Annotated in this window: 14 protein-coding genes; 6 read left to right on the top strand and 8 right to left on the bottom strand. The window is 61.7% G+C overall.

Annotated features, from left to right (window positions below; genetic code table 11):
* Positions 1-143: 143 nt before the first annotated feature.
* The 4 genes from AAFH49_RS05000 to AAFH49_RS04985 form a co-directional block, all read right to left on the bottom strand.
* Complete coding sequence (locus AAFH49_RS05000) at positions 144-815, bottom strand: response regulator (protein ID WP_342296404.1); 672 nt, start codon at positions 813-815, stop codon at positions 144-146.
* Positions 816-956: 141 nt separating this feature from the next.
* A complete protein-coding gene (locus tag AAFH49_RS04995) occupies positions 957-1,460 on the bottom strand; it encodes a hypothetical protein (RefSeq protein WP_342296403.1) in 504 nt (167 codons plus the stop codon).
* 192 nt (positions 1,461-1,652) lie between these two features.
* Complete coding sequence (locus AAFH49_RS04990) at positions 1,653-2,879, bottom strand: Smr/MutS family protein (protein WP_342296402.1); 1,227 nt, start codon at positions 2,877-2,879, stop codon at positions 1,653-1,655.
* A gap of 134 nt (positions 2,880-3,013) precedes the next feature.
* Positions 3,014-3,826, bottom strand: coding sequence for a DUF2279 domain-containing protein (locus tag AAFH49_RS04985; RefSeq protein ID WP_342296401.1), 813 nt, complete (start codon positions 3,824-3,826; stop codon positions 3,014-3,016).
* Positions 3,827-4,207: 381 nt separating this feature from the next.
* On the opposite strand from AAFH49_RS04985, the gene AAFH49_RS04980 reads away from it, so the two are divergent.
* Positions 4,208-7,066, top strand: coding sequence for a DUF4961 domain-containing protein (locus AAFH49_RS04980; RefSeq protein WP_342296400.1), 2,859 nt, complete (start codon positions 4,208-4,210; stop codon positions 7,064-7,066).
* 86 nt (positions 7,067-7,152) lie between these two features.
* On the opposite strand, the gene AAFH49_RS04975 is transcribed toward AAFH49_RS04980, so the two are convergent.
* From AAFH49_RS04975 to AAFH49_RS04960, 4 genes are all read right to left on the bottom strand, one after another.
* Entirely contained in the window at positions 7,153-8,007 is an 855-nt protein-coding gene (locus tag AAFH49_RS04975) for an N-acetylglucosamine kinase (RefSeq protein WP_342296399.1), read from the bottom strand.
* A gap of 244 nt (positions 8,008-8,251) precedes the next feature.
* Complete coding sequence (locus AAFH49_RS04970) at positions 8,252-9,073, bottom strand: SusE domain-containing protein (RefSeq protein ID WP_342296398.1); 822 nt, start codon at positions 9,071-9,073, stop codon at positions 8,252-8,254.
* 69 nt (positions 9,074-9,142) lie between these two features.
* Entirely contained in the window at positions 9,143-10,888 is a 1,746-nt protein-coding gene (locus AAFH49_RS04965) for a RagB/SusD family nutrient uptake outer membrane protein (protein WP_342296397.1), read from the bottom strand.
* 12 nt (positions 10,889-10,900) lie between these two features.
* Positions 10,901-13,903 carry a SusC/RagA family TonB-linked outer membrane protein gene (locus AAFH49_RS04960; protein WP_342296396.1) on the bottom strand — a complete coding sequence of 1,001 codons (3,003 nt, stop codon included), beginning with the start codon at positions 13,901-13,903 and terminating at the stop codon, positions 10,901-10,903.
* A 643-nt stretch (positions 13,904-14,546) separates the two neighbouring features.
* Here AAFH49_RS04960 and AAFH49_RS04955 point away from each other — a divergent pair.
* From AAFH49_RS04955 to trpD, 5 genes are all read left to right on the top strand, one after another.
* A complete protein-coding gene (locus AAFH49_RS04955; RefSeq protein WP_342296395.1) occupies positions 14,547-15,248 on the top strand; it encodes a hypothetical protein in 702 nt (233 codons plus the stop codon).
* A 3-nt stretch (positions 15,249-15,251) separates the two neighbouring features.
* Entirely contained in the window at positions 15,252-16,469 is a 1,218-nt protein-coding gene (locus AAFH49_RS04950; protein ID WP_342296394.1) for an alpha/beta hydrolase-fold protein, read from the top strand.
* A 312-nt stretch (positions 16,470-16,781) separates the two neighbouring features.
* Positions 16,782-18,209 (top strand): anthranilate synthase component I family protein, encoded by a 1,428-nt coding sequence (locus tag AAFH49_RS04945; protein WP_342296393.1) that lies wholly within the window; start codon positions 16,782-16,784, stop codon positions 18,207-18,209.
* 15 nt (positions 18,210-18,224) lie between these two features.
* The gene (locus tag AAFH49_RS04940) at positions 18,225-18,794 is read left to right on the top strand and encodes an anthranilate synthase component II (protein ID WP_342296392.1); all 570 of its coding nucleotides are present in this window, start codon (positions 18,225-18,227) and stop codon (positions 18,792-18,794) included.
* Positions 18,795-18,930: 136 nt separating this feature from the next.
* Positions 18,931-19,926 carry an anthranilate phosphoribosyltransferase gene (gene trpD, locus AAFH49_RS04935; RefSeq protein WP_342296391.1) on the top strand — a complete coding sequence of 332 codons (996 nt, stop codon included), beginning with the start codon at positions 18,931-18,933 and terminating at the stop codon, positions 19,924-19,926.
* Positions 19,927-19,933: the final 7 nt, after the last annotated feature.

Here is a 19,933-nt window from a genome sequence, read left to right as displayed (position 1 = left end):
CAGGCAGGGAGCGCGCCGGCTCCCGGAGTAAGGCGCTGGGCCGCGGGGCCCCCGGTAATAGAAACGACAAGGGTATTTCCCGCAAAGGTCTGGCCCCCGGCAACACGGCGGTATCGCATGAACATGTGGTTTTGGGCGGGGGCTTAGCCGCGCTGGCGCTTCAGCGTCTGGGCCAGCAGCTCGGCTTTGGAGTTCACCTGGAGCTTGCGGTACACGTTGCGGATGTGGCTGCGCACAGTGTCGATGCTCACGAAGTGGCGCTCGGCGATGAGCTTGTAGCTCAGCCCGTCCTCGATGCCGTGCACCACCTCCAACTCGCGCGCCGTGAGGGGCTCGGCCAGCAGCTTCTCCAGGGGCAGGGCCGCCGCCGGGGCCACCAGCTGCTGCTGAAAGGCCTGCACCACGAAGCGGGCCACGCCGGGGCTCATGGGCGAGCCGCCGGCCGCCACCTGAAGCAGGTGCTCCTTGAGCTGGGCCAGGGGCGTGTGCTTGAGCAGGTAGCCCACCGCCCCGGCCCGCAGCGCTTCAAACACGCGCTCGGCATCGGCGTACACGCTCAGCATGAGCACCTGGGCCTCGGGCAGCCGCGCCTGAATGAGCGGAATGCCCTCGATGCCGGTGAGGCCGGGCAGGCCGATGTCGGAGAGGATGAGCTGAGGCGACGCCGCGGCCGTGGGCAACTCCCGCAAAAACGCCTCCACCGAGTCCACGATGAGCACGCAGCGGAACTCGGGCTGGGCGCAGAGGTAGTCGTGCAGGGTCTCGCGGATGGCGGCCTGGTCTTCGATGATGGCCAGGGCCAGGGGGAATTGCATGGTACAAAGGTCCGGCGCATTCCCATGCGGCGGTATCGCATGAACGTGTGGTTTTTCGAGAAAGCCGGCCACAAAAAAGCCCCCGGCCAGATGGTCGGGGGCGATGGGGGCAATGCGGGCCGCTGAGGCCGGCGCCGTGGGCTAGTTGCCGTTCTTAAGCAGGGTCCAGTTCGTGCCGTCGGAGATGGCGGTGATGGTTTTGGTGAGGCCGCTGGTTTGCATGAAATAGGGCAGGCCGGCAGCGGCCGTGGTTCCACCCTCGAAAATGGCCCCGCCCGATGTGCTCAGGTAAGCAATGTTGCTGGTGCTGTTGTTGCGCACGTAATAAATGCGGCCGGGGCAGGAGGTGGCATCGGGCAGGCGGTAGAAGTCGGCCCCGTTGACGGGCGAGAGGCCCACGTAGCCCGCGTTGCCCAGCGGGGTGCCGGCCCCGCTGCCGGCCAGGCCGTTGACCACGCCCACGGCCACGGTGCCGGCCACTTGCAGCGTGCTGGTGGGCGCGCTGCTGGTGCCGATGCCCACGCTGCCCGTGCCCGTAATGGCCAAGTTGTTATCGCCCGTGGCAATTGTGGTAGCCTGCGTGAGGGTGCCGCCGAGCACAACATTCGACCCGGATTTCGTCAGGCCGTTGCTGGCCGAGGTCACCGCGCTGGAGCTAAGGGTGCTTTTTCGTCATTAAATTATTCCGTAATGAATAGGGCGATTTTAAGGACTACAAAAGTACAGGCCCGCTGATGGCTAATGGATGAAAAAAAGCACCCACCCGGCCGCCGGGGCCAGATGGGTGCTTTTTGTCGGTGAAGGGTGCCGTGCGGGTGGCCGCCGTGCTGCGAAGTATTACTTCAGCCGCACCAGCGTAGCCCCGAAGCCGAACTTCTCCTTGCGGGCATCTTCGAAGAACTTGATGTCCTTGTTGCGGCTCAGCTGGCGGTGAATTTCCTTGCGCAGCACCCCGTTGCCCATGCCGTGGATGAACACGATTTCGTGCATGTTGGTGGCCAGGGCACGGCTCAGTGCATCCTCAAACGCATCGAGCTGGAGGCGCAGGATGGCGGTGTTGCTCAGCTCCTCCTTGTTGTCGGGGCGCAGGGCTTCGAGGTGCAGGTCAAGCTCGTGGGGCGGGGCCACGATGGGGCCGGCCGGTTTGGCTGGCGCAGCGGCGGCTACCACGGCGGCGGGCTTAGCGGGCGCATCTCCGCTGAGCTGAGCTTTGAGGGCGGCAGCATCCACGCCGGCGGGTTTGGCCGGGGCGGCGGGGGCAGGAGCGGGGGCTTCCTCGGCCAGCTTCTCGGGCGCGATGGCAGCAGCCGCCTTCTCATCCAATTGGAAGAGGTAGGCATCCTTGCCAATCACCGGCGCGGGCCGCTGGCTGCCGTAGAACGTGCTGGCCTTGAAGGCCTGCCGCTTGGTGAGCAGCTCGTAGGCGGCATCGCCATTGAGCTTGGTGGGCAGCAGCTGGAACACCACGGCGGGCCAGGCCTCAAAGTCCTTCATGTGCAGGAAGGAGAGAGGCTTGGTGCTGGTTTTGGGGCCGAGCTTGTCGGCGGCCAGGGCGCGGTAGGGGCGGGCGGCGGTTTCCTCGCCGTAGGTAAAGAGCACGTCGGCTTCGGTGTTGTTGATGAGCGTGACGCCCAGCAACTCCGGCGACTGATGCACCAGGGCCAGAAATAGTCCTTTGGCGGCGGCTGGCTGCTTGGTGCCGGCTCCCGGCCCGTTGCTGCCGGCCGGCTTGGCCACGCCTGCGCCGCTGGATGCCACGGCGGCCAGGGCTTCTTGTAGCGAGGGCTGCACCGGCTTAGGCGCGGCGGGCGCCGAAGCGCGCTTGCTGTTGTCCTTCTTGCTGGCGTTGGCGTTTTTGCCGGGCGTCTGGCCGGGGCCGTAGTCGGGGGCGGCGCGGTCGAAGTTCTTGCCTTCTTCCTGGGCCACTATCACCACCTCGCGCCGGAGCACGGGAATGGTGAAGTCGTTGTCAATGGCCACTTCCACCAACTCACTGTCGAGCAGGCGGGTAACAATTCCTTCTTCGGTGCCGGTCAAAAGCCGGACTCTATCTCCTACGTTCATAATATCACAGATTTACACCGGCCGGCGCGGTTGCTTGAATGGCAGGAACAGCGGCTGGGACGGGGTGGGTTCGTCAAAAGTACGGGTAGATGGGCAGCGCGGATGGATATTCCGTTTTCGGACCTCGCCTGGCCTTACATATAGAGCCCGTGGAAGCCGAAACCGTTGCGTGGGTTGTACTCCAGCGCCGGGGCCGGCAAATGAAAAATGCTGAGCGTGTAAAACACGCGCTTCAGCAGGACGCTGCGGGTGGGAATGCGGCGCAAATCCACGTCGAGCGATAGATAAAACTGGCGGTAGGGGTTCAGGCCTTTGGCGGCATTGGTGCCGTCGTCGTTGTACACCATGTCCTGGCCGCCGTAGCCGAAGGCCGGTTGCAGCCAGCGCGGCCAGCGGTTGCCGGGCTTCAGGAACGCGCCCACGTCGGCGCAGAGCCAGTAGGTTTGGCCGTTGTAGTCTTTCAGCAGGCGTTCGGGCACGTTGCTGCCCAGCACGTTGGGCCGCATTTTGGCGTAGCTGGTGAGGTGAAATGACCATTTGGGCATGATGCGCACATCGTGCCAGGCCAGCTGCTGGGCCAGCAACCCCGCCGAGCCCAGGAAATTGGCCGCCAAATCGGTGGCCGAGGCACCGTATTCGGGGTCCTGGCCATCGAAGTACTCGATGGGGCTTTGCAGGGCAAACCCTACGAATGAGCCGTACCAAATGGCTTTTTTCTCGCTCAGGCCGGCCCAACGCAGCATATCGACGGCCCCCCGGCTTTCCTGAAACGCGCCCCAGAAGTGGCCGCACTTGTCGAGCTGCTGCCACTCGGGCAGGTCGTTGAACCAGTGCAGCGGCACCCGCTCGCCGGTGTACCAGGAAGTGGCCAGGCCGGCATACACCGCACCGTAGCCCAGCACCGAGCCGCCCACCAGCAGGCGCAGGCGGCGCTTGCGCAGCGCCACTGAATCGACCGGAAAACTACTGAGTGAGGAAGTACGAACCGTGGGAACCTGTGGGGCGGCCGCGCTGTCGGTACGAAGCGGAACCTGGGCGTGGCTGGGTAGCGGCAAAGCCAGCCCACAACCCACCGCCAGCCTGGCCAACCGTCTGCGCCCAATCAAATCCAAAAATAATGAGACAAGCGCCATACGGGCCATAAATAGTGCCCAAAGGTACGCCCCATAAAGCGGGCTGCTGACACCCATAGCGTATCTTGCGACTTGGTTTGCCAACAAAAACAATTAATTACAGCCGTGGCAAACGTTTCGACAAGCGTCCAGCTTAGCCCACCAATCTCAATTCCCGTAGTCACTCCTAATCATTTCGCATCCTAAAAATTCCCAATGCAAACATTTCGACGCCTGACAGCCCTGCTGTTAACCCTCGTGGCCTGGACCGCCCAGGCCCAGGTCACCACCTCGCCGGTGTTCTTCACCGACACCACGCCCGTTACCATCACCTACGACGCCACTCAGGGCAACGGAGCGCTGAATAACTTCACCGGCAACGTCTACATCTGGACCGGTACCGTGACCAACCTGAGCACCACCAACACCAACTGGCGCAACGTGCACAGCTCCAGCTTCGGCGTGGCCGACCCCACCGCGCTGATGACGCGCAGCGCCAGCAACCCCAACATCTACACCATCACCTTCACGCCGCGCACTTATTACCCCATTCCGGCCGCCGAAACGCTGCAGCGTCTGGGCATGATTTTCAAGAATGCCGACGGCTCCGTGGTGGGTCGGGCTACGGGCGGCGGCGACATTTTCGTGGATGCCGCCTCGGCCGCCCTGTCGGCCCGCATCACCAGCCCCACGCCCAACGCCAGCGGCAACCCGTTGTTCGTGAACCTGGGCGCGCAAATCAGCGTGACGGGCACGGCCTCGGCCACCGCCAATCTGGCCTTTAGCCTCAACGGCACGCAGGTGGCCAGCCAGGCCAGCGCCACCACCCTCACCACCACCGTGACAGCCGCCAGCGGCCGCAACGTGGTGCGCTTCACCGCCACCAGCGGGGCCAGCCAGGGCGTCGATTCGCTGATTTTCGTGGTGCGCCCCACCGTAACCGTGGCTGCGCTGCCCGCCGGGGCTAAGGACGGTGTCACGTATCTGAACGGCGGCACGTCGGTTATCCTTAATCTGACGGCCCCGAGCAAGCAGTTTGCCTATGCCATTGGCGAGTTCAACAACTGGCAGACCACCAACGCCGGCTACATGAACAAAACGCCCGATGGCAGCCGCTGGTGGGTGCAAATCAACGGCCTCACGCCCGGCCGCGAATACGCCTACCAGTACCTCGTGGACGGCAACCTGCGCGTGGCCGACCCTTACTGCGAGAAAATCCTGGACCCGAACGACGACCAGTACATCCCCGCACGGACCTACCCCAACCTGAAGGCTTACCCCACGGGCCTCACCACGGGCATCGTGTCGGTGCTGCAAACCAACCAGACGCCTTACGTGTGGACGACCACCAACTTCCAGCGCCCCAGCCGCACCAACCTGGTGGTGTACGAGCTCCTGATGCGCGACTTCACGGCCTTCCACGATTACCAGACCGTGCGCGACACCCTGAAATACCTCTCGCGCCTCGGCGTGAACGCCATTGAGCTGATGCCCATCAACGAGTTCGACGGCAACGACAACTGGGGCTACAGCCCCGATTTCTTCTTCGCGCCCGATAAATACTACGGCACCAAGCAGGCTTTCAAGCAGTTTGTCGACGAATGTCACCGTCGCGGTATCGCCGTGATTATGGACATGGTGCTCAACCACGCCACCGGCCAGAGCCCGATGGTGCAGCTCTACGGCAGCACGGCCGGCCCGTCGGCCGACAACCCCTGGTTCAACGTGACGGCCCCGCATCCTTATAGTGTCTACAACGACTTCAACCACGAAAGCGCCCTCACCAAATACTTCTCGAAGCAAGTGATGTCGTTCTGGCTGCAGGAGTATCACATTGATGGCTACCGCTTTGACCTGGCCGGCGGCTTCACGCAGCAGACCAGCAACGGCAACACCTACGGCAACTACGACCAGAGCCGTATCAACATCTGGCTGGATTACTACCAGCACATGATTGGTGTTGACCCGAACCTGTACCCCATTCTGGAGCACTTCCCCGAAAACCGCGAAGCCAAAACCCTGGCCGATGCCGGCTTCATGATATGGGGCAACGCCGTGAATAATTACAACGAGGCCACCATGGGCTACCTGCCCAACTCCAACTTCAGCTACGGCTACTACGGCAGCACCGCCCAGGGCGGCCGCGGCTGGAATAGCCCCAACCTGGTGACCTACATGGAAAGCCACGATGAGGAGCGCCTGATGTACAAAAACCTCACCTTCGGCAACTCCTCGGGCACCTACAGCACCCGCGACCTCAACACCGCTCTGGCCCGCATCGAACTGGCCTCGGCTTTCTTCTTCACCGTGCCCGGCCCCAAAATGCTGTGGCAGTTCGGTGAGCTCGGCTACGACAAGTCCATCTTCACCTGCTCGAACGGTACCGTGCCCACGCCCTACGGCAACGACCAGTGCAAGCTGAGCGCCAAGCTACCCGTGTGGAGCTACTACCAGGATGCCAACCGCCGCCAGCTCTACGAAGTGCAGCGCGCCCTCCTTGCCCTCAAAAAGCAGGAGCCCGCCTTTGCCAACCCCACCAGCTACACCCAGCAGCTGGCCGGTGCCGGCAAGTCCATCCACGTGAGCAACGCCACCCAGAACATCACCGTTATCGGCAACTTCGACGTGACCACCACCACCATTGACCCCGCCTTCCAGCGCACCGGCAAGTGGTACAACTACCTCTCCGGCGACAGCATTACCGTAACCAACGCCAACGCCCTCATCACGCTGGCTCCCGGGGCCTACGCCGTCTACACCACGCGCCGCCTCAAGAAGGCCACCCTGCTGGGCACCACCGCCCGCCGCACCGAGGCCCTGCGCCTCGTGGCCGTGCCTAACCCCACCAGCAGCACCGCCAGCCTGCAGTATGAGCTGGCTACGCCGGCCGCCGTTACCGTTACCGTCCACAACGTGCTCGGCGCTACCGTGCGTACCATCAGCAGCCGCGCCACGCAGGCCGCTGGTTCGCACGAGCTCACCCTGCCCGTGCAGGATTTGGCCAATGGCATCTATGTGGTGCGCCTCAGCACCGGCCAGCTGATGCAAACTACCCGCCTCGTAGTGCAGCACTAACGCTGTCCATCCAAGGCCACAAAAAAGGCCGCTTCCATTTGGAAGCGGCCTTTTTTTATGCGGAAGCTGTTGAGAAATCCAGACTTCTACCGTACCGGCAGCTCGTCGTGATACGCTACCAAATCATCGATAGGGGAGCGGATAATCTTGCCTACTTCCATGCCGTGGGTTTTGGCCACCTGCGTCAGTACGTCGCGGAAATTGTAGCCCACCGAGCCCACGCAGTTGAACGTGTACTCCTGGAAGCGCGGGTAGTGCAGCACCAGGTTCTGGAAGAAAGTCTCGAAGCCTTCGAGCACGATTTCGCGGCAGTAGCTCACGTTGTTGTGGTCGTAGGCAAACTTGGCAAAATTGGCCAGGTAGCGGTTGGGCAGCGGCTGGTTGTAGAGGCGGTCCAGAATGTCGTTGCGCGAGCCCAGCGAGTAGGTTTCCTTGAAAATCTCCTGCAAGCCGTCGGGCAGCAGGCCGCGCAGGTAGTCGCGCAGCAGCCGCTTGCCGAAGTACGAGCCCGAGCCCTCATCGCCCAGGAAATAGCCCAGCGAATCCACGTTGTAGATGATTTTATCGCCGTCGTAGAGGCAGGAGTTGGTGCCCGTGCCCAGAATGGCCGCGAAGCCGGGCTTGTGGCCCAGCAGCGCCCGGGCGGCGGCCAGCAGGTCTTCGGTCACATGCGCCTTGGTCTTGGGAAACACCTGGCGCAGGGCCGCCGCAATCACCTCTGCCTTTTGCGCCGACGACACGCCCGCGCCGTAGAAATGCACGTCGGTCACTTCTTCGCGGGGCAGCGTGCTGGGTAGGTTCTGGTTGAGCGAGGCCACGATGGCCGCCGTGTCCATGAAATCGGGGTTGTAGCCCTCCGTATTAAAGTACACGCGGTTGTGCGCGTCGTCGAGCTGGCACCAGCTGCACTTCGTTGAGCCGCCGTCGGCAATAAGTATCATAGTAAAAAGTATGGTTTGGGAGGGGCAACGAAAGTAGCAACCATCCCGGAAAAAAGCGGGAAAACCCCTCTGAACAAACGTTTGCGGGGTAGTTATTTTAAGAAAAAGCGTTTTCAGTACGCTGGATATCCTGTTTTGGACAGCAATGCTGGCCCTGGCCCATTAAGCAAAAAGCCGCTTCCATACAGGAAGCGGCTTTTTGCTTAATTGACATTCAGGAAATACCGGTTTGCCCGGAATTCACTTATTTAACAAGCGTTACCGTGCCAGCCGTCGTGGCGCCCGACCCGGTTACTTTGAGCTTGATGGTGTACGTGCCGGCAGTGCCGATTTTCAGGTTCGGTGGGTTGCCGGTGGCCAAAGCCGTGGTGCCGCCTACCGTCAGGGTGGTCACGCCGCTACCGGCACCGCCCAGGTTCACGGCCCAGTCGTTGTTGCGGCGGAATTTGAATTCGTCAGCGTTCAAAGCCATCGTCACAACGTAGGCATTCTCCGAGCAGCTCCACTTCAGGGGCACGTCGGTGCTCCAATCAACTCCGGCCAGGCCAATGAGGGACCAGGTATCCGAGTTCGGCGCTACGCACTCGTCGTAAGGAGTGGCGCTGATGCTAACCGCATTCGAATAGATGGCCGACTCGTTATTGGCCACGAAGGTCTTGAGGCGAACCTGCAGCGTCGAAGCCTTGGTGAGCGGGGCTTTCAGGTTAATCAGCGCCGCGTTGAGCTGGCCAACGGTCAGCTTCAGCGAAGCGGCTTTATCGGTGCCGGCTACCAGCTCGTATGGGTTGGCAAAAGCGCCATCCGCAGAAATCTGCAGCGTGTAGATAACGGGCGAAGTGCTCGTCGTATTGTCAGACAGCGTATACGTGTACGGCGTCCAAGTATACGTAACGGCATCGTTGTCTTTGTTGGCCCGCAGCAGCACGCCCGCGTTGGTCGTATTGCTGCTGAGCTTGGGCGCGTCGCTGAAGGTTGCGGTGGTGCGGATTTCATCCTTTTTGCAGGACGTAAAACTCACTGCCAACAAGCCGGCCAGCAGGGCTGTAGTAAATAAATTCTTGGTCATAACGATTAAGCTGGTGAGGGGTGGGAATTTGTCCCTGACCCGCTAACAGCAGGTCAGGGACGAAAAGTTTTAGTAACCCGCGTTTTGCTTCAGGTTGGGATTAACCGTCAAATCGGAAGTGGGCAGGGGATACAGCTCGCGGAAGCCTGGTACGCCGGTTCCGTTGGCCACGCCACCCTTCCAGGGCCACACGTAGGTGTTCTCCACAAAGCGGCGGAAGCGGATGAGGTCGGTGCGGCGCACGCCTTCCCAGAACAGCTCCCGGCTGCGCTCGTCGAGCAGGAACTCGGGCTGGCCGCCGGTGAGTTGCGAGATGGTGGCCCAACTTACGTCGGCGCTGTTGTCGCCGTAGGCACGCCGGCGGATGTTGTTCACGTAGGTCATGGCAGTGGTTTGGTCGCCGCCGCCGCGCACTACTGCTTCGGCGTAGATGAGCATCAGGTCGGCTGCGCGCAGCATGGGGTAATCCACGCTCGAGAAATTCTGGGCACCGCCCTGGGCCGCGCCGGCCGAGTTAACGTTGCGGAACTTCAGCACGCCCGGACCGCGGGTGAAATCGCTCAGGTTCGTGATGCGCAGGTACTGGCGCACTTTGGCGGTATCGGTCAGTTTGGGCTGGTAAGGCCGGCGGGGAGGAGTTATCCAGAAACGACCGCGCGAATCGCGGGTCGTATCGCCGCCGGCTTTGGCGAACTGGTCGACCAGGGCGCTCGTGCCGCGCAGGCCGCCCCAGCCCGTGCTCTGGCCCACCAGCTTCTGCCACGGAGCCGTGGTCGGGCTGGTCGAGCCGTTGATGAGGAAGGTGGTGCCGCCGTAGCTGCGCGTGGTGTTCACGTCGTAGATAATCGGCCAGATGATTTCCTGCGTAGCCGGCCCGGTGTTGTTGTCAGCCAGGAAGAGGCGGCCGTAGGCCGACGCAGTGGCGTTGGGCGTGTTGGCCAGGTTGTAGCCGGCATCAATAGCCTGCTTGGCGTACTTGGCCGCATCGGCCCAGCGTGCCACGCCGTTGCCGTGCGTGGTGTTTGCCGTCGGCAAATCGCCGGTATACACTTCGGCGTTGATGTACAGACGCGCCAGGAAACCCCAGGCCGCAGCTTGGTCTACCCGGCCGTACTGGTTGGCCTTGGGCTTGGGCAGGGTATTGCCGCAGTCCAGCAGCTCGGCTTCAACGAAGTTGAACAGGTCCTTGCGGGTGGCGTAGGGCGGCGTGTCGCCGGTGTTTACTACCGTCGTTTCGGTGGCTTTCGGCCCGTTGCCAAACAAGTCAATTACGTGGTAGTAAGTCACGGCGCGCAGGAAGCGGGCATCGGCCCGGTAAGCACGTACCGCAGCAGCGGCATCGCCGGTGATGCCGCGGGCGCTGAGCTTTTCATCCGTCGACTCCCGCAGGAACTCGTTGCAGATGGAAATCTCGTAATAGAGTCGGTTGTACAGGCCGTTGATGAGCAGGTTGCTGGCGTTCCAGTTCATGTTGTGCCAGTCCTGGATGCCCGGGTCATTCCAAGCCACCACGGCTTCGTCGGTCGAGAGCTCCTGAGCGCTCCAGTACTGGCGCAGGTAGTTGCCCGTGCCGGCGTCGATGCCGCTGATGTCGCTGGACGAGCCGGAGTCCGGGTCGCCCTGGCCCGACACGGCAAAGCCGGCGTAGAGCTTCGCCATGACCTGGTAATAGCCGGCCTGGCTGGTGTACTGGCGGTCAGGCGTCAGTTCGTATTTGGGATTCTGGTCCAGGTCCTTGGTGCACGAGGCGCTCAGGCTGGCGAGGGCAGTGCCCAGGGTGAGAGTGGTTAGCCCCCGAAATAAAACGTTTTTCATGAGAAGGGAGGATTAAAAGCCAAGGGCCAAGCCAAACGTATAGGTGCGGGCACGCGGATAAAAGTTCCGGTCGATGCCATCGGTGATTTCCGGGTCAACGCCTTTGTAGCGCGTCACCAGGAAGGCGTTCTGCACGCTGCCCGACAGGCGGAGCGTGGTTTCGCCAAATATCTTGCCCACGTTGTAGCCCAGAACGATGTTTTCGCAACGCAGGAACGAGGCGTTCTGCACGTAGTAATCCGAGTCAAACGGCTTGTTGGTGCTGAAGCGCGTCACCAGTACATCCGGCGACAGGTTGCTCACGAAACCGGTCGAAGTGTTGGCACCGGAGAAGTTGGCACCGCTGGCCGTGTTGGCGTTGTACACGTAGTTGCCGATGTTGCTGCGCAGGGTAACACCCAGGCTGGCTTTGCGGTACGACAGGTTCGAGGTGAAGCCCATCGTGACCAGCGGAGCCGGCTGCTTGTACTGATAGTAAGCACCGTTGTTGGCGAACAGGCCTTCGATGGGCTGGCCGTTGGCATCGTACACCTGCTTGCGCACGTAGAACGAGTTGCTCTGGTAGCCTACCGAGTTGATTTGGATGTAGTTGCCGGTGCCCACGCCCGGGTTGCCGAAGCGGTAGCCGGCAAAGCCTTCCAGCTGCGTGCCCAAGTCCGTGATTTTGTTCACATTATAAGCCCCGTTAAGGTTCACCGACCAGTTCACGTCGGTGGTGCGAATCACGTTGTAGTTCAAGGCGACTTCAACACCGCGGTTGCGCAGCGAGCCGATGTTGCGGTTCAGCTGGTTGTTGTTGTTCGAGCCGGCGGGTACTGCCACGTTGGCCAGCAGGTCGGTAGCCGTGCGCTGGTACACATCCACGGTCAGGCCAACGCGGTTGTCGAGGAAGCCCAGGTCCAAGCCGGCGTTGTAGGTGTTGGTGGTTTCCCAGGTCAGGAACTGGTTGTAGCCCAGCGGCGCGGCGGTGATGCCGGTCGTAGTGCCAATCGGCCCAATGGGGTACTGGGTGGTCGAGCTGCCAATCTGGTAGCGGGCAATGGCATCGTAAGCGCCGCCAATGTCCTGCTGGCCCGTGCGGCCGTAGCCCACGCGCAGCTTCAGCTCCGAGATGCTGTTGTTATCCTTCAGGAAGTCCTCGCCCTTGATGCGCCAGGCCAGGCCCAGCGCGGGGAATGTGCCGCTGCGGTTGCCGGCGGTGAAACGCGACGTGTTGTCATTCCGCACCGTGGCCGTCAGCAGGTATTTGTCTTTCACGTTCAGCGTAGCCCGGCCGAAGAACGAGAGCAGCACGTACTTGTTGTAGTAAGCTGGCAAGGTCAGGATTTCGCCCGGCTTGAACAGCGTCGTCTGGTCGGAGCGGGTCGTCAGGAAGTTCAGGCCCTGATTCTCAAACGACTGGTAGGCGTGGCCCGCCTGAATCGTGAATCGCGTGCCGCCGAACTGCCGCTCATACGCCAGGTAGGCTTCCAGCAGCTTCATGTTCTTGTCCTGCGACGATGGCACGTAGGAGCCGTTCAGGCCCGGTACGTTGGGCTGGTCGTTGTTGTGGGTGCCGAAATCGGTGGGAGCCACCGAGATGCTGCCCCGGCTCCGGGCCAGGTCCACGCCCAGGTTCAGGTTGGCGCGCAGGCCTTCGATGCCGTGAATCTTGTAGTCGAACTGCACGTTGCCGATGAGGCGCTTCACCGTGCTGATGTCGTTGCGGTAGTTGAGCGCCGCTACGGGGTTGCCCGGGGCCTGGCCCAGCGGGTTGGCCCCGTTCAGGAACTGGTAGTAGCCGCCGTAGGGGGCGTAGATGGGGTCGGTGGAGGTAACGGGCTGCGTCGGGTCGTAAAACGCGGCGTTGGCAATCTGGCCGTAGTCAGCAAAGCGGTTATCAATCACGGAACCCTTGGCGTTGATATCAATGCGCAGGTGGTTGTCGAGCAGCGTGGGGTTGAGGCTCACCGAGCCTGTGTTCCGCACCAGCTTGTTGGTGATGACGAGGCCCTGCTGGTTGAGGTTACCGTAAGAAACCCGGAACGGCACTTTGCCCACCGCGCCGCGCAGGCTGACGGTGTTGTCGAAAGCCTTCGCCGTCCGGAAAATCTCCTTCTGCCAATCGGTGTTGGCCGTGCCCAGCGTCGCAACCTGCGACGACAAGGTGCTGTTGGCCTTCACTACTTCGCGGAACTCGTCGGCCGAGAACACGTCGTAGCGACGGGCTACGGTCGAGATGGACGCCTGGGAATTCAACTCAACGTGGATTTTCTCGCCCACCAAGCCACGCTTCGTGGTGATGAGGATAACCCCGCCGGCTGCCCGGTTGCCGTAGATGGCCGTTGCCGAAGCATCTTTCAGCACGGTCACGTTTTCGATATCGTTCGGGTTAATCAGCGTCAGCGGGTTCGAAGCGCCGTTGATGCCTTCTTTGTCCACGGCCACGCCGTCGATTACGTAGAGCGGGTCGCTGTTGGCATTCAGCGACGAGTTGCCGCGAATACGTACCGTAGTGCCCGCGCCCGGCGCACCGCCAGCCGTCGAGATGCTCACGCCGGCCACTTTGCCCTGAATCAGCTGCTCGGGGTTGGTCACCTGGCCCTGCACAAACTGCTTCGAGTCAATGGCCGTTACGGCACCGGTGATGTCCTGCCGACGCTGGGTGCCGTAGCCCACCACCACGGCCTCGGCCAGTTGGGTGGTGTTCTCCTTCAAGCCTGCGGATGCGTCCGCATTCTGGCCTGCCACTACCGTCACGGGAACGCGAACAGCGTTGTAGCCCACAAACGAAATCACAACCGTGTGCGGACCGGCGGGCACGTTCTGAATGCTGTAGGTGCCGTCTACGTTCGAGGAGCTGCCCAGTGAAGTGCCCTCGATGAGGACCGTAGCACCGGGAATGCCTTCGTTTTTGCTGTCGGTGACGCGGCCGCTAACCGAGCCGGTCGACTGAGCAAAGGCCGCCGAAGGGAGGAAGCCAAAGCCCGCTAACAATAGCAGAAACAGGAGCTTCGCTAAATAAGGGTGTCTCATGGGAAACTTCTTAAATGTGTTGATGGTGGGAAATTTTTAAAGATTGGGGCTGCAAGTTACCAAAAACTTGCGTTACAGGAGGTTTAAAGGCGTTTTTTTAAAAATCACGGGACTTCATAAAAGCGAAAAAACGTTTGCTCAAAATCGGGCTTTTTTGACCGATATTTAAGTGGTAAATAATTTGAAAATGATATTGATTTAATTTATTAAGCACTGTTTAACAGATGTATAACTGACGTGTTGGCGGGCGGTGCTACAGGGTGCGCAATGCAAACGATTCGGAGTTGGGGCGCACATTGCTTCCAAAAGTGACTTTTTTTGAGGTTTTTCAGGAAAAAATAAGTTTAAAAGCGGCGATTTTTTTGGGTGTGTAGCTACTCATCCGGGGTGTGTAGCTACTCATTCGGACGGTTTGCGGCGGCCTGGTGCTTTCCTTTGCCCAGGCCTGCCGCATCCCCAAAATCGATTGTCGGGCGGACGGGTAAAGCCACGAAGTCCGTTCGGCTACCTGTGGTTAATCATCGTTGCCAGTAGCGTATTCCGGTACGTTCCGGCTCATAATGGCACTGTTTTCCCTCAGCTGGCGCAGTAATTGCCTTGCCGGGCCATATTCTCCTCGCTACTTTTGGCTTTTCCTCAGAAAATGAAAAAGCACCTACCATTACTCGCGTTGCTACTGGCCGGTACGGTGACCGGGGCCGTGGCCCAGTCTCGGCCTGGCTCCCACAAGCCCGCCCCCAAGAGCGCGGGCAAGCCCGCGCCCAGTGCCCGGGGAGTGGTGAAGCCGCCGCCGGTATACACGCCCATTACCACCCAGCGCGCCACCGACAACGAGGATGCGCCGCCGCCCCTGGTGGTGAGCAAGCTGAAGCTGAAAAAGCCGGTGCTGGTGTATTACGAAGAGCCCGCCCCCGGCAAAACGGTGCAGCAGCTCATCATGTCGGAGGAAAACCTGACCCTGCTCAAAACCCTGGACCTGGAGCACCTCATGTCCCGCCGCGAAGTGTTTGTGGACGGCCTGGGCAACCTGACCCCGCCGGGGGCCGACGTGGCCAAGTACCGGCTGCTGGGCACCAGTGCCGTGGCCGAAACCACGCGCCGCCCCGCCGGCGATGGCCGCAGCTTTTTCTCTCGCCTGAAGGTGCCGTCGCCGGGAATCCTGTACGTGGTGCGCGAATCGGCCGAAGAATACCGGCACTTCGTGAAGGGCCCGCAGAAGAAGGGGGCCTTGCTCGATTTCCAGGCCAACGGTCTGCCGGGCATCGACTCTGTGCGGGCCGTGTACACCCTGCGCAAAACGGAAGCCTCGGAGCGGGGTGCCGGCAGCGGCGAAACCATACGATAACCAATGAACCAACTACTGCTTTTGAAACGCACGGCGCTGCTGGCCAGCACCCTGGACTTGGCGTGCAGCACCGCCAGCGCCCAAGCCATCCTGAAACTAACCCAAGTGCCGGCCACCACACCGACCCAAGACACGCTCTTCGTGGCGGGCTCTTTCAACAATTGGAACCCGCACAGCCGCGCCTACGCCTTGCAGAAGCAGGCCGACGGCACCTACCAAATCAGCCTGCCGCCCAGCCTGGGCACCATCGAGTATAAGTTTACCCGTGGCAGCTGGCCCACGGTGGAAGTGGACGGCAAAAACGACCAGATTGCCAACCGCAAAGCTGACCTGACCACGACCCGCGAAATCACCAACCAGGTGCTGGCTTGGAACGCCCAGAGCGACGCTGCTAAAAAGCACACTGCGTCGCCGCAGGTGCGCATACTGTCCACCTCCTTCGCCATGCCGCAGCTGGGCCGGCAGCGGCGCGTCTGGCTCTACCTGCCCGCCGACTACGCGGCGAAACCCGCCCGGCGCTACCCCGTGCTCTACCTGCACGATGGCCAGAATGTGTTCGACGACGCCACGAGTTTCGGCGGCGAGTGGGGCGTCGACGAAACCCTCGACCGCCTGCGCAAGGCCGGCCAGGATGCCACCGGCAGCATCGTGGTGGCCGTGGACAATGGCGACCAGTTCCGCTCCGATGAGTACATTCCCTGGGCCAGCGCCGAGCTCAAGGACCAGCCGCATAAAGGCGGACAGGGCAGCGCCTACGTCGATTTTCTGGCCCTCACGCTCAAGCCCTACGTAGATGCGCACTACCGCACCCGGCCCGAGGCGACGCATACCGGCATCGCCGGTTCCAGCCTGGGCGGGTTGATTTCGGTGTACGCCGCGCTGAAATACCCGAAGGTTTTTGGCGAAGTAGGGGCGTTTTCGCCAGCCTTCTGGGTGTGCAACGATTCGCTGCGGGCCTATGCCAAAACCCACCCGGCGGCGCGCACGGCGCGCTTCTACTTTGTGTGCGGCACCAAGGAATCGGAAACTATGCTGCCACTGATGGCGCAATGGCGCGATGAGTTGCGGTCCGAAGGCGTACCGGCCGCCAACCTGGCATTTTCGGCCCCTGCCGATGGGGAGCATCGGGAATGGTTCTGGCGGCGGGAATTCCCGGCGGCCTACCAGTTTCTGTTTGGTTCGGCGGTGAAAACCAGCACCTCGGGGGCCAAGCGGAAGTAGAATCGGGGCTTCGCACTGATTTGAATATTGGTGAAAACAGAACCATGTCATTGCGGGTTTCGTATGGAATTTTGCTAGTGATTGTGTTAATCTCAAAAATGCAGCCTTATCTTTGCAACGCGTTTCAGTCGAAGCGTCTTTTTTAATATGAACTCGACTCGTATTTCTCAGGCTTGGTGGTGGCAGCTCCGAAACATCGGACCGGCCTGCCTGTGCGCCTCGTGAAGTCAACCTGATTTTACCCTGCAATCACAAAAAGCCCGGCCCATACGCCGGGCTTTTTTCGTTTTTGCTGCTTCCTTTTTCATCCTCGTGCCTTACCAACTCTTCACCCGCTCCCGCCGCCTGCTCGCCGATACCGTGACGCCCGTGGGCCTGTTTCTGCGCCTGCGCGACCAGTACGCCAACTGCCTGCTGCTGGAAAGCGCCGACTATCACGGCCAGCAAAATGCCTTCAGCTACCTGGTGTGCGAGCCGCTGGCCACGTTTGAGCTGCGGCGCGGCGGCGTGTTACGCCAGCTGCTGCCCGGTGCCCCTGAAACCAGCGAAACACTGGCCCACCCCCGCGAAGCACTGGCCCGGCTGCGTGATTTTGCCGCTGCCGGCACGCCCGATGCTTCGGCTGAGAAGCTGCCCTTCATTAGCACCGGCCTGTTTGGCTACATGGGCTACGAGGCCGTGCAGAGTTTTGAGGACGTGCAGCTAAGCCCTGATAAGGTGCCGGCCGGCGACATTCCGCTCATTCGCTACGGCGTGTACCGTTACGTCATTGCCTTCAACCACTTCCGCCAGGAACTGCACCTGTTCGAGCACGGCGTAGCCGGCGAGACCCTGGCCGAAACCGACGGTCTCGACCGCCTCGAAAACCTGGTGCGCCACCCCAGCGTGCCCAACTTCGGCTTCGCCACGGTAGGCGAGGAGCAGACCAATCAGACGGACGAGGAATTCCTGGCCCGCCTCACGCAGGGCCAGGCCCACTGCCTGCGCGGCGATGTGTTCCAAATTGTGCTTTCGCGCCGGTTCCAGCAGGGCTTCTCGGGCGATGAGTTCAACGTGTACCGGGCGTTGCGGTCCATCAACCCGTCGCCCTACCTCTTTTACTTCGACTACGGCGACTACAAAATCTTCGGCTCCTCGCCCGAGGCGCAGGTGCTGGTGCAGGGCCGCGAAGCCACGCTGTTTCCCATCGCGGGCACCTACCGCCGCACCGGCGACGACGCTGCCGATGCCGCCGCCGCCCAGCGCCTGGCCGCTGACCCCAAGGAAAACGCCGAGCACGTGATGCTGGTGGACCTGGCCCGCAACGACCTGGCCCGCCACGGCACCAAAGTGGAGGTTCGCACGCTGCGCGAAATTCAGTTCTACTCCCACGTCATCCACCTCGTAAGTAAGGTAACGGCCGAACTGGCCGAAAACACCGACACGCTGCAGGTGGTGGCCGATACCTTCCCAGCCGGCACGCTTTCCGGCGCGCCCAAGTTCCGCGCTATTCAACTGATTGACGGACTGGAGCCTACTGCCCGCGGCTACTACGGCGGCTGCTTGGGCCACCTGGGTTTCGATGGCAGTTTCAACCACGCCATTATGATTCGCTCGTTTCTGAGCACCGGCAACCAGCTGTATTTCCAGGCCGGCGCGGGCGTGGTGGCGGCCTCCAAAGTACAGTCGGAGCTGGAGGAGGTGCACCACAAGCTGGGGGCCTTGCGCGCGGCGTTGCGGGCCGCCGAAGACGTAAAATAATTCCAGCCTATCGCCATGAAAATCCTCGTTCTTGATAACTACGATTCCTTCACCTACAACCTGGTGCACCTGCTGCGTGAGCTCGGCCACGGCCCCAACCTGACGGTGACGCGCAACGACCAGCTCACCCTCGAAGCCGTAGATGCTTACGATGCCATCCTGCTCTCGCCCGGCCCCGGCATTCCAACCGAAGCGGGCTTGATGCCGGCCATCATTGAAAAATATGCGCCCACCAAGCGCATCCTGGGCGTGTGCCTGGGCCACCAGGGCCTGGCCGAAAGCTTCGGCGCGGAGCTCTACAACATCCCGGCCGTACTGCACGGCGTGGCTAATGAAGCTGAAGTAACCGTATCTGACGAACGCCTCTTCGCGGGTTTGCCCGAGCGGTTCCAAGTGGGGCGCTACCACTCTTGGGCGGTGCGGCCCAAGTCGATGCCCGCGACGCTGGAAGTAACGGCCCGCGACGCCCACGGCGAGGTGCTGGCCTTCCGCCACCGCGAATATGACGTGCGCGGCGTGCAGTTTCATCCCGAAAGCATCCTCACCGAGCACGGCGCGCAGATGCTGGAAAACTGGCTGAGCTAGGCCGTCAGAATATTAAAAGGTCGTCATGCTGAGCGCAGCCGAAGCATCTCTACCTCCATTACTAACTAACTGCTGCAACGAAGCGGTAGAGATGCTTCGGCTGCGCTCAGCATGACGTTCTGAAAAGAAAAATCCCTTGAAACAGATTCTCACCAAGCTTTTCGACCACCAGCCCCTCACACACGCAGAGGCCCACGCCGCCATGCGCCAACTGGGCGAGGGCGGAGCCAACCCGGCCGAAACGGCGGCCTTCCTGGCCGTGTACCGCATGCGGCCCATCACGGTGGCCGAGCTGGCCGGCTTCCGCCAGGCGCTGCTCGACCTTAGCCGCGACCCGGAACTGGGCACGCACGAAGTCGTGGACATCGTGGGTACGGGCGGCGACGGCAAAAACACGATTAACATCTCCACGCTGGCCTGTTTTATCGTGGCCGGGGCGGGCACGCTGGTGGCCAAGCACGGCAACTTTGGCGTGTCGTCGGTGTCGGGGGCGTCCAATGTGCTGGCGCATTTTGGGTACAATTTCGAAGCCAGCTCCGACCAATTGCGGCGACAGCTCGACCAGGCGGGCATCTGCTTTCTACACGCGCCCGCCTTCCATCCGGCCATGCGCCATGCCGGGCCCATCCGGCGCGAGCTGGGCCTGCGCACCTTCTTCAACATCCTCGGCCCGCTGGTGAATCCGGCCCGGCCGGCCGCCCAGCTGCTGGGTGTGTTCAGCCTCGAACTGCAACGTCTCTACCACTACCTCATGCAGCCCACCGGCACTCGCTACGCTGTGGTGCATGCGCTGGATGGCTACGACGAGCTGGCCCTCACCGGCCCGGCCAAAGTAGTTTCCTCCTTCGAAGGCGAGCGGATGCTGACCGCCGATACCCTGAGCCTGCCCACCTGCACCGCCGAAGACCTGGCCGGTGGCAGCACCGTGGCCGCCGCCGCCGAGCTGTTCAAGCAGGTCCTCGATGGCCATGGCACCGCCGCCCAGCGCAACGTAACTACCGCCAACGCCGCCCTGGCCCTGCAATGCGCCCGCCCCGGCCTGAGCTGGGCCGAGGCCCTGGCCCTCAGCCGCGAGTCGCTGGACTCGGGCGCGGCCCGGCGGGCGTTTGAAACCATGCTGGCCACCCAATAAATTTTCT

The sequence above is a fragment of the Hymenobacter segetis genome (genome assembly GCF_038448715.1).
Lineage (GTDB): Bacteria > Bacteroidota > Bacteroidia > Cytophagales > Hymenobacteraceae > Hymenobacter > Hymenobacter segetis.
This window is presented reverse-complemented; position numbering and strand designations above follow the sequence as displayed.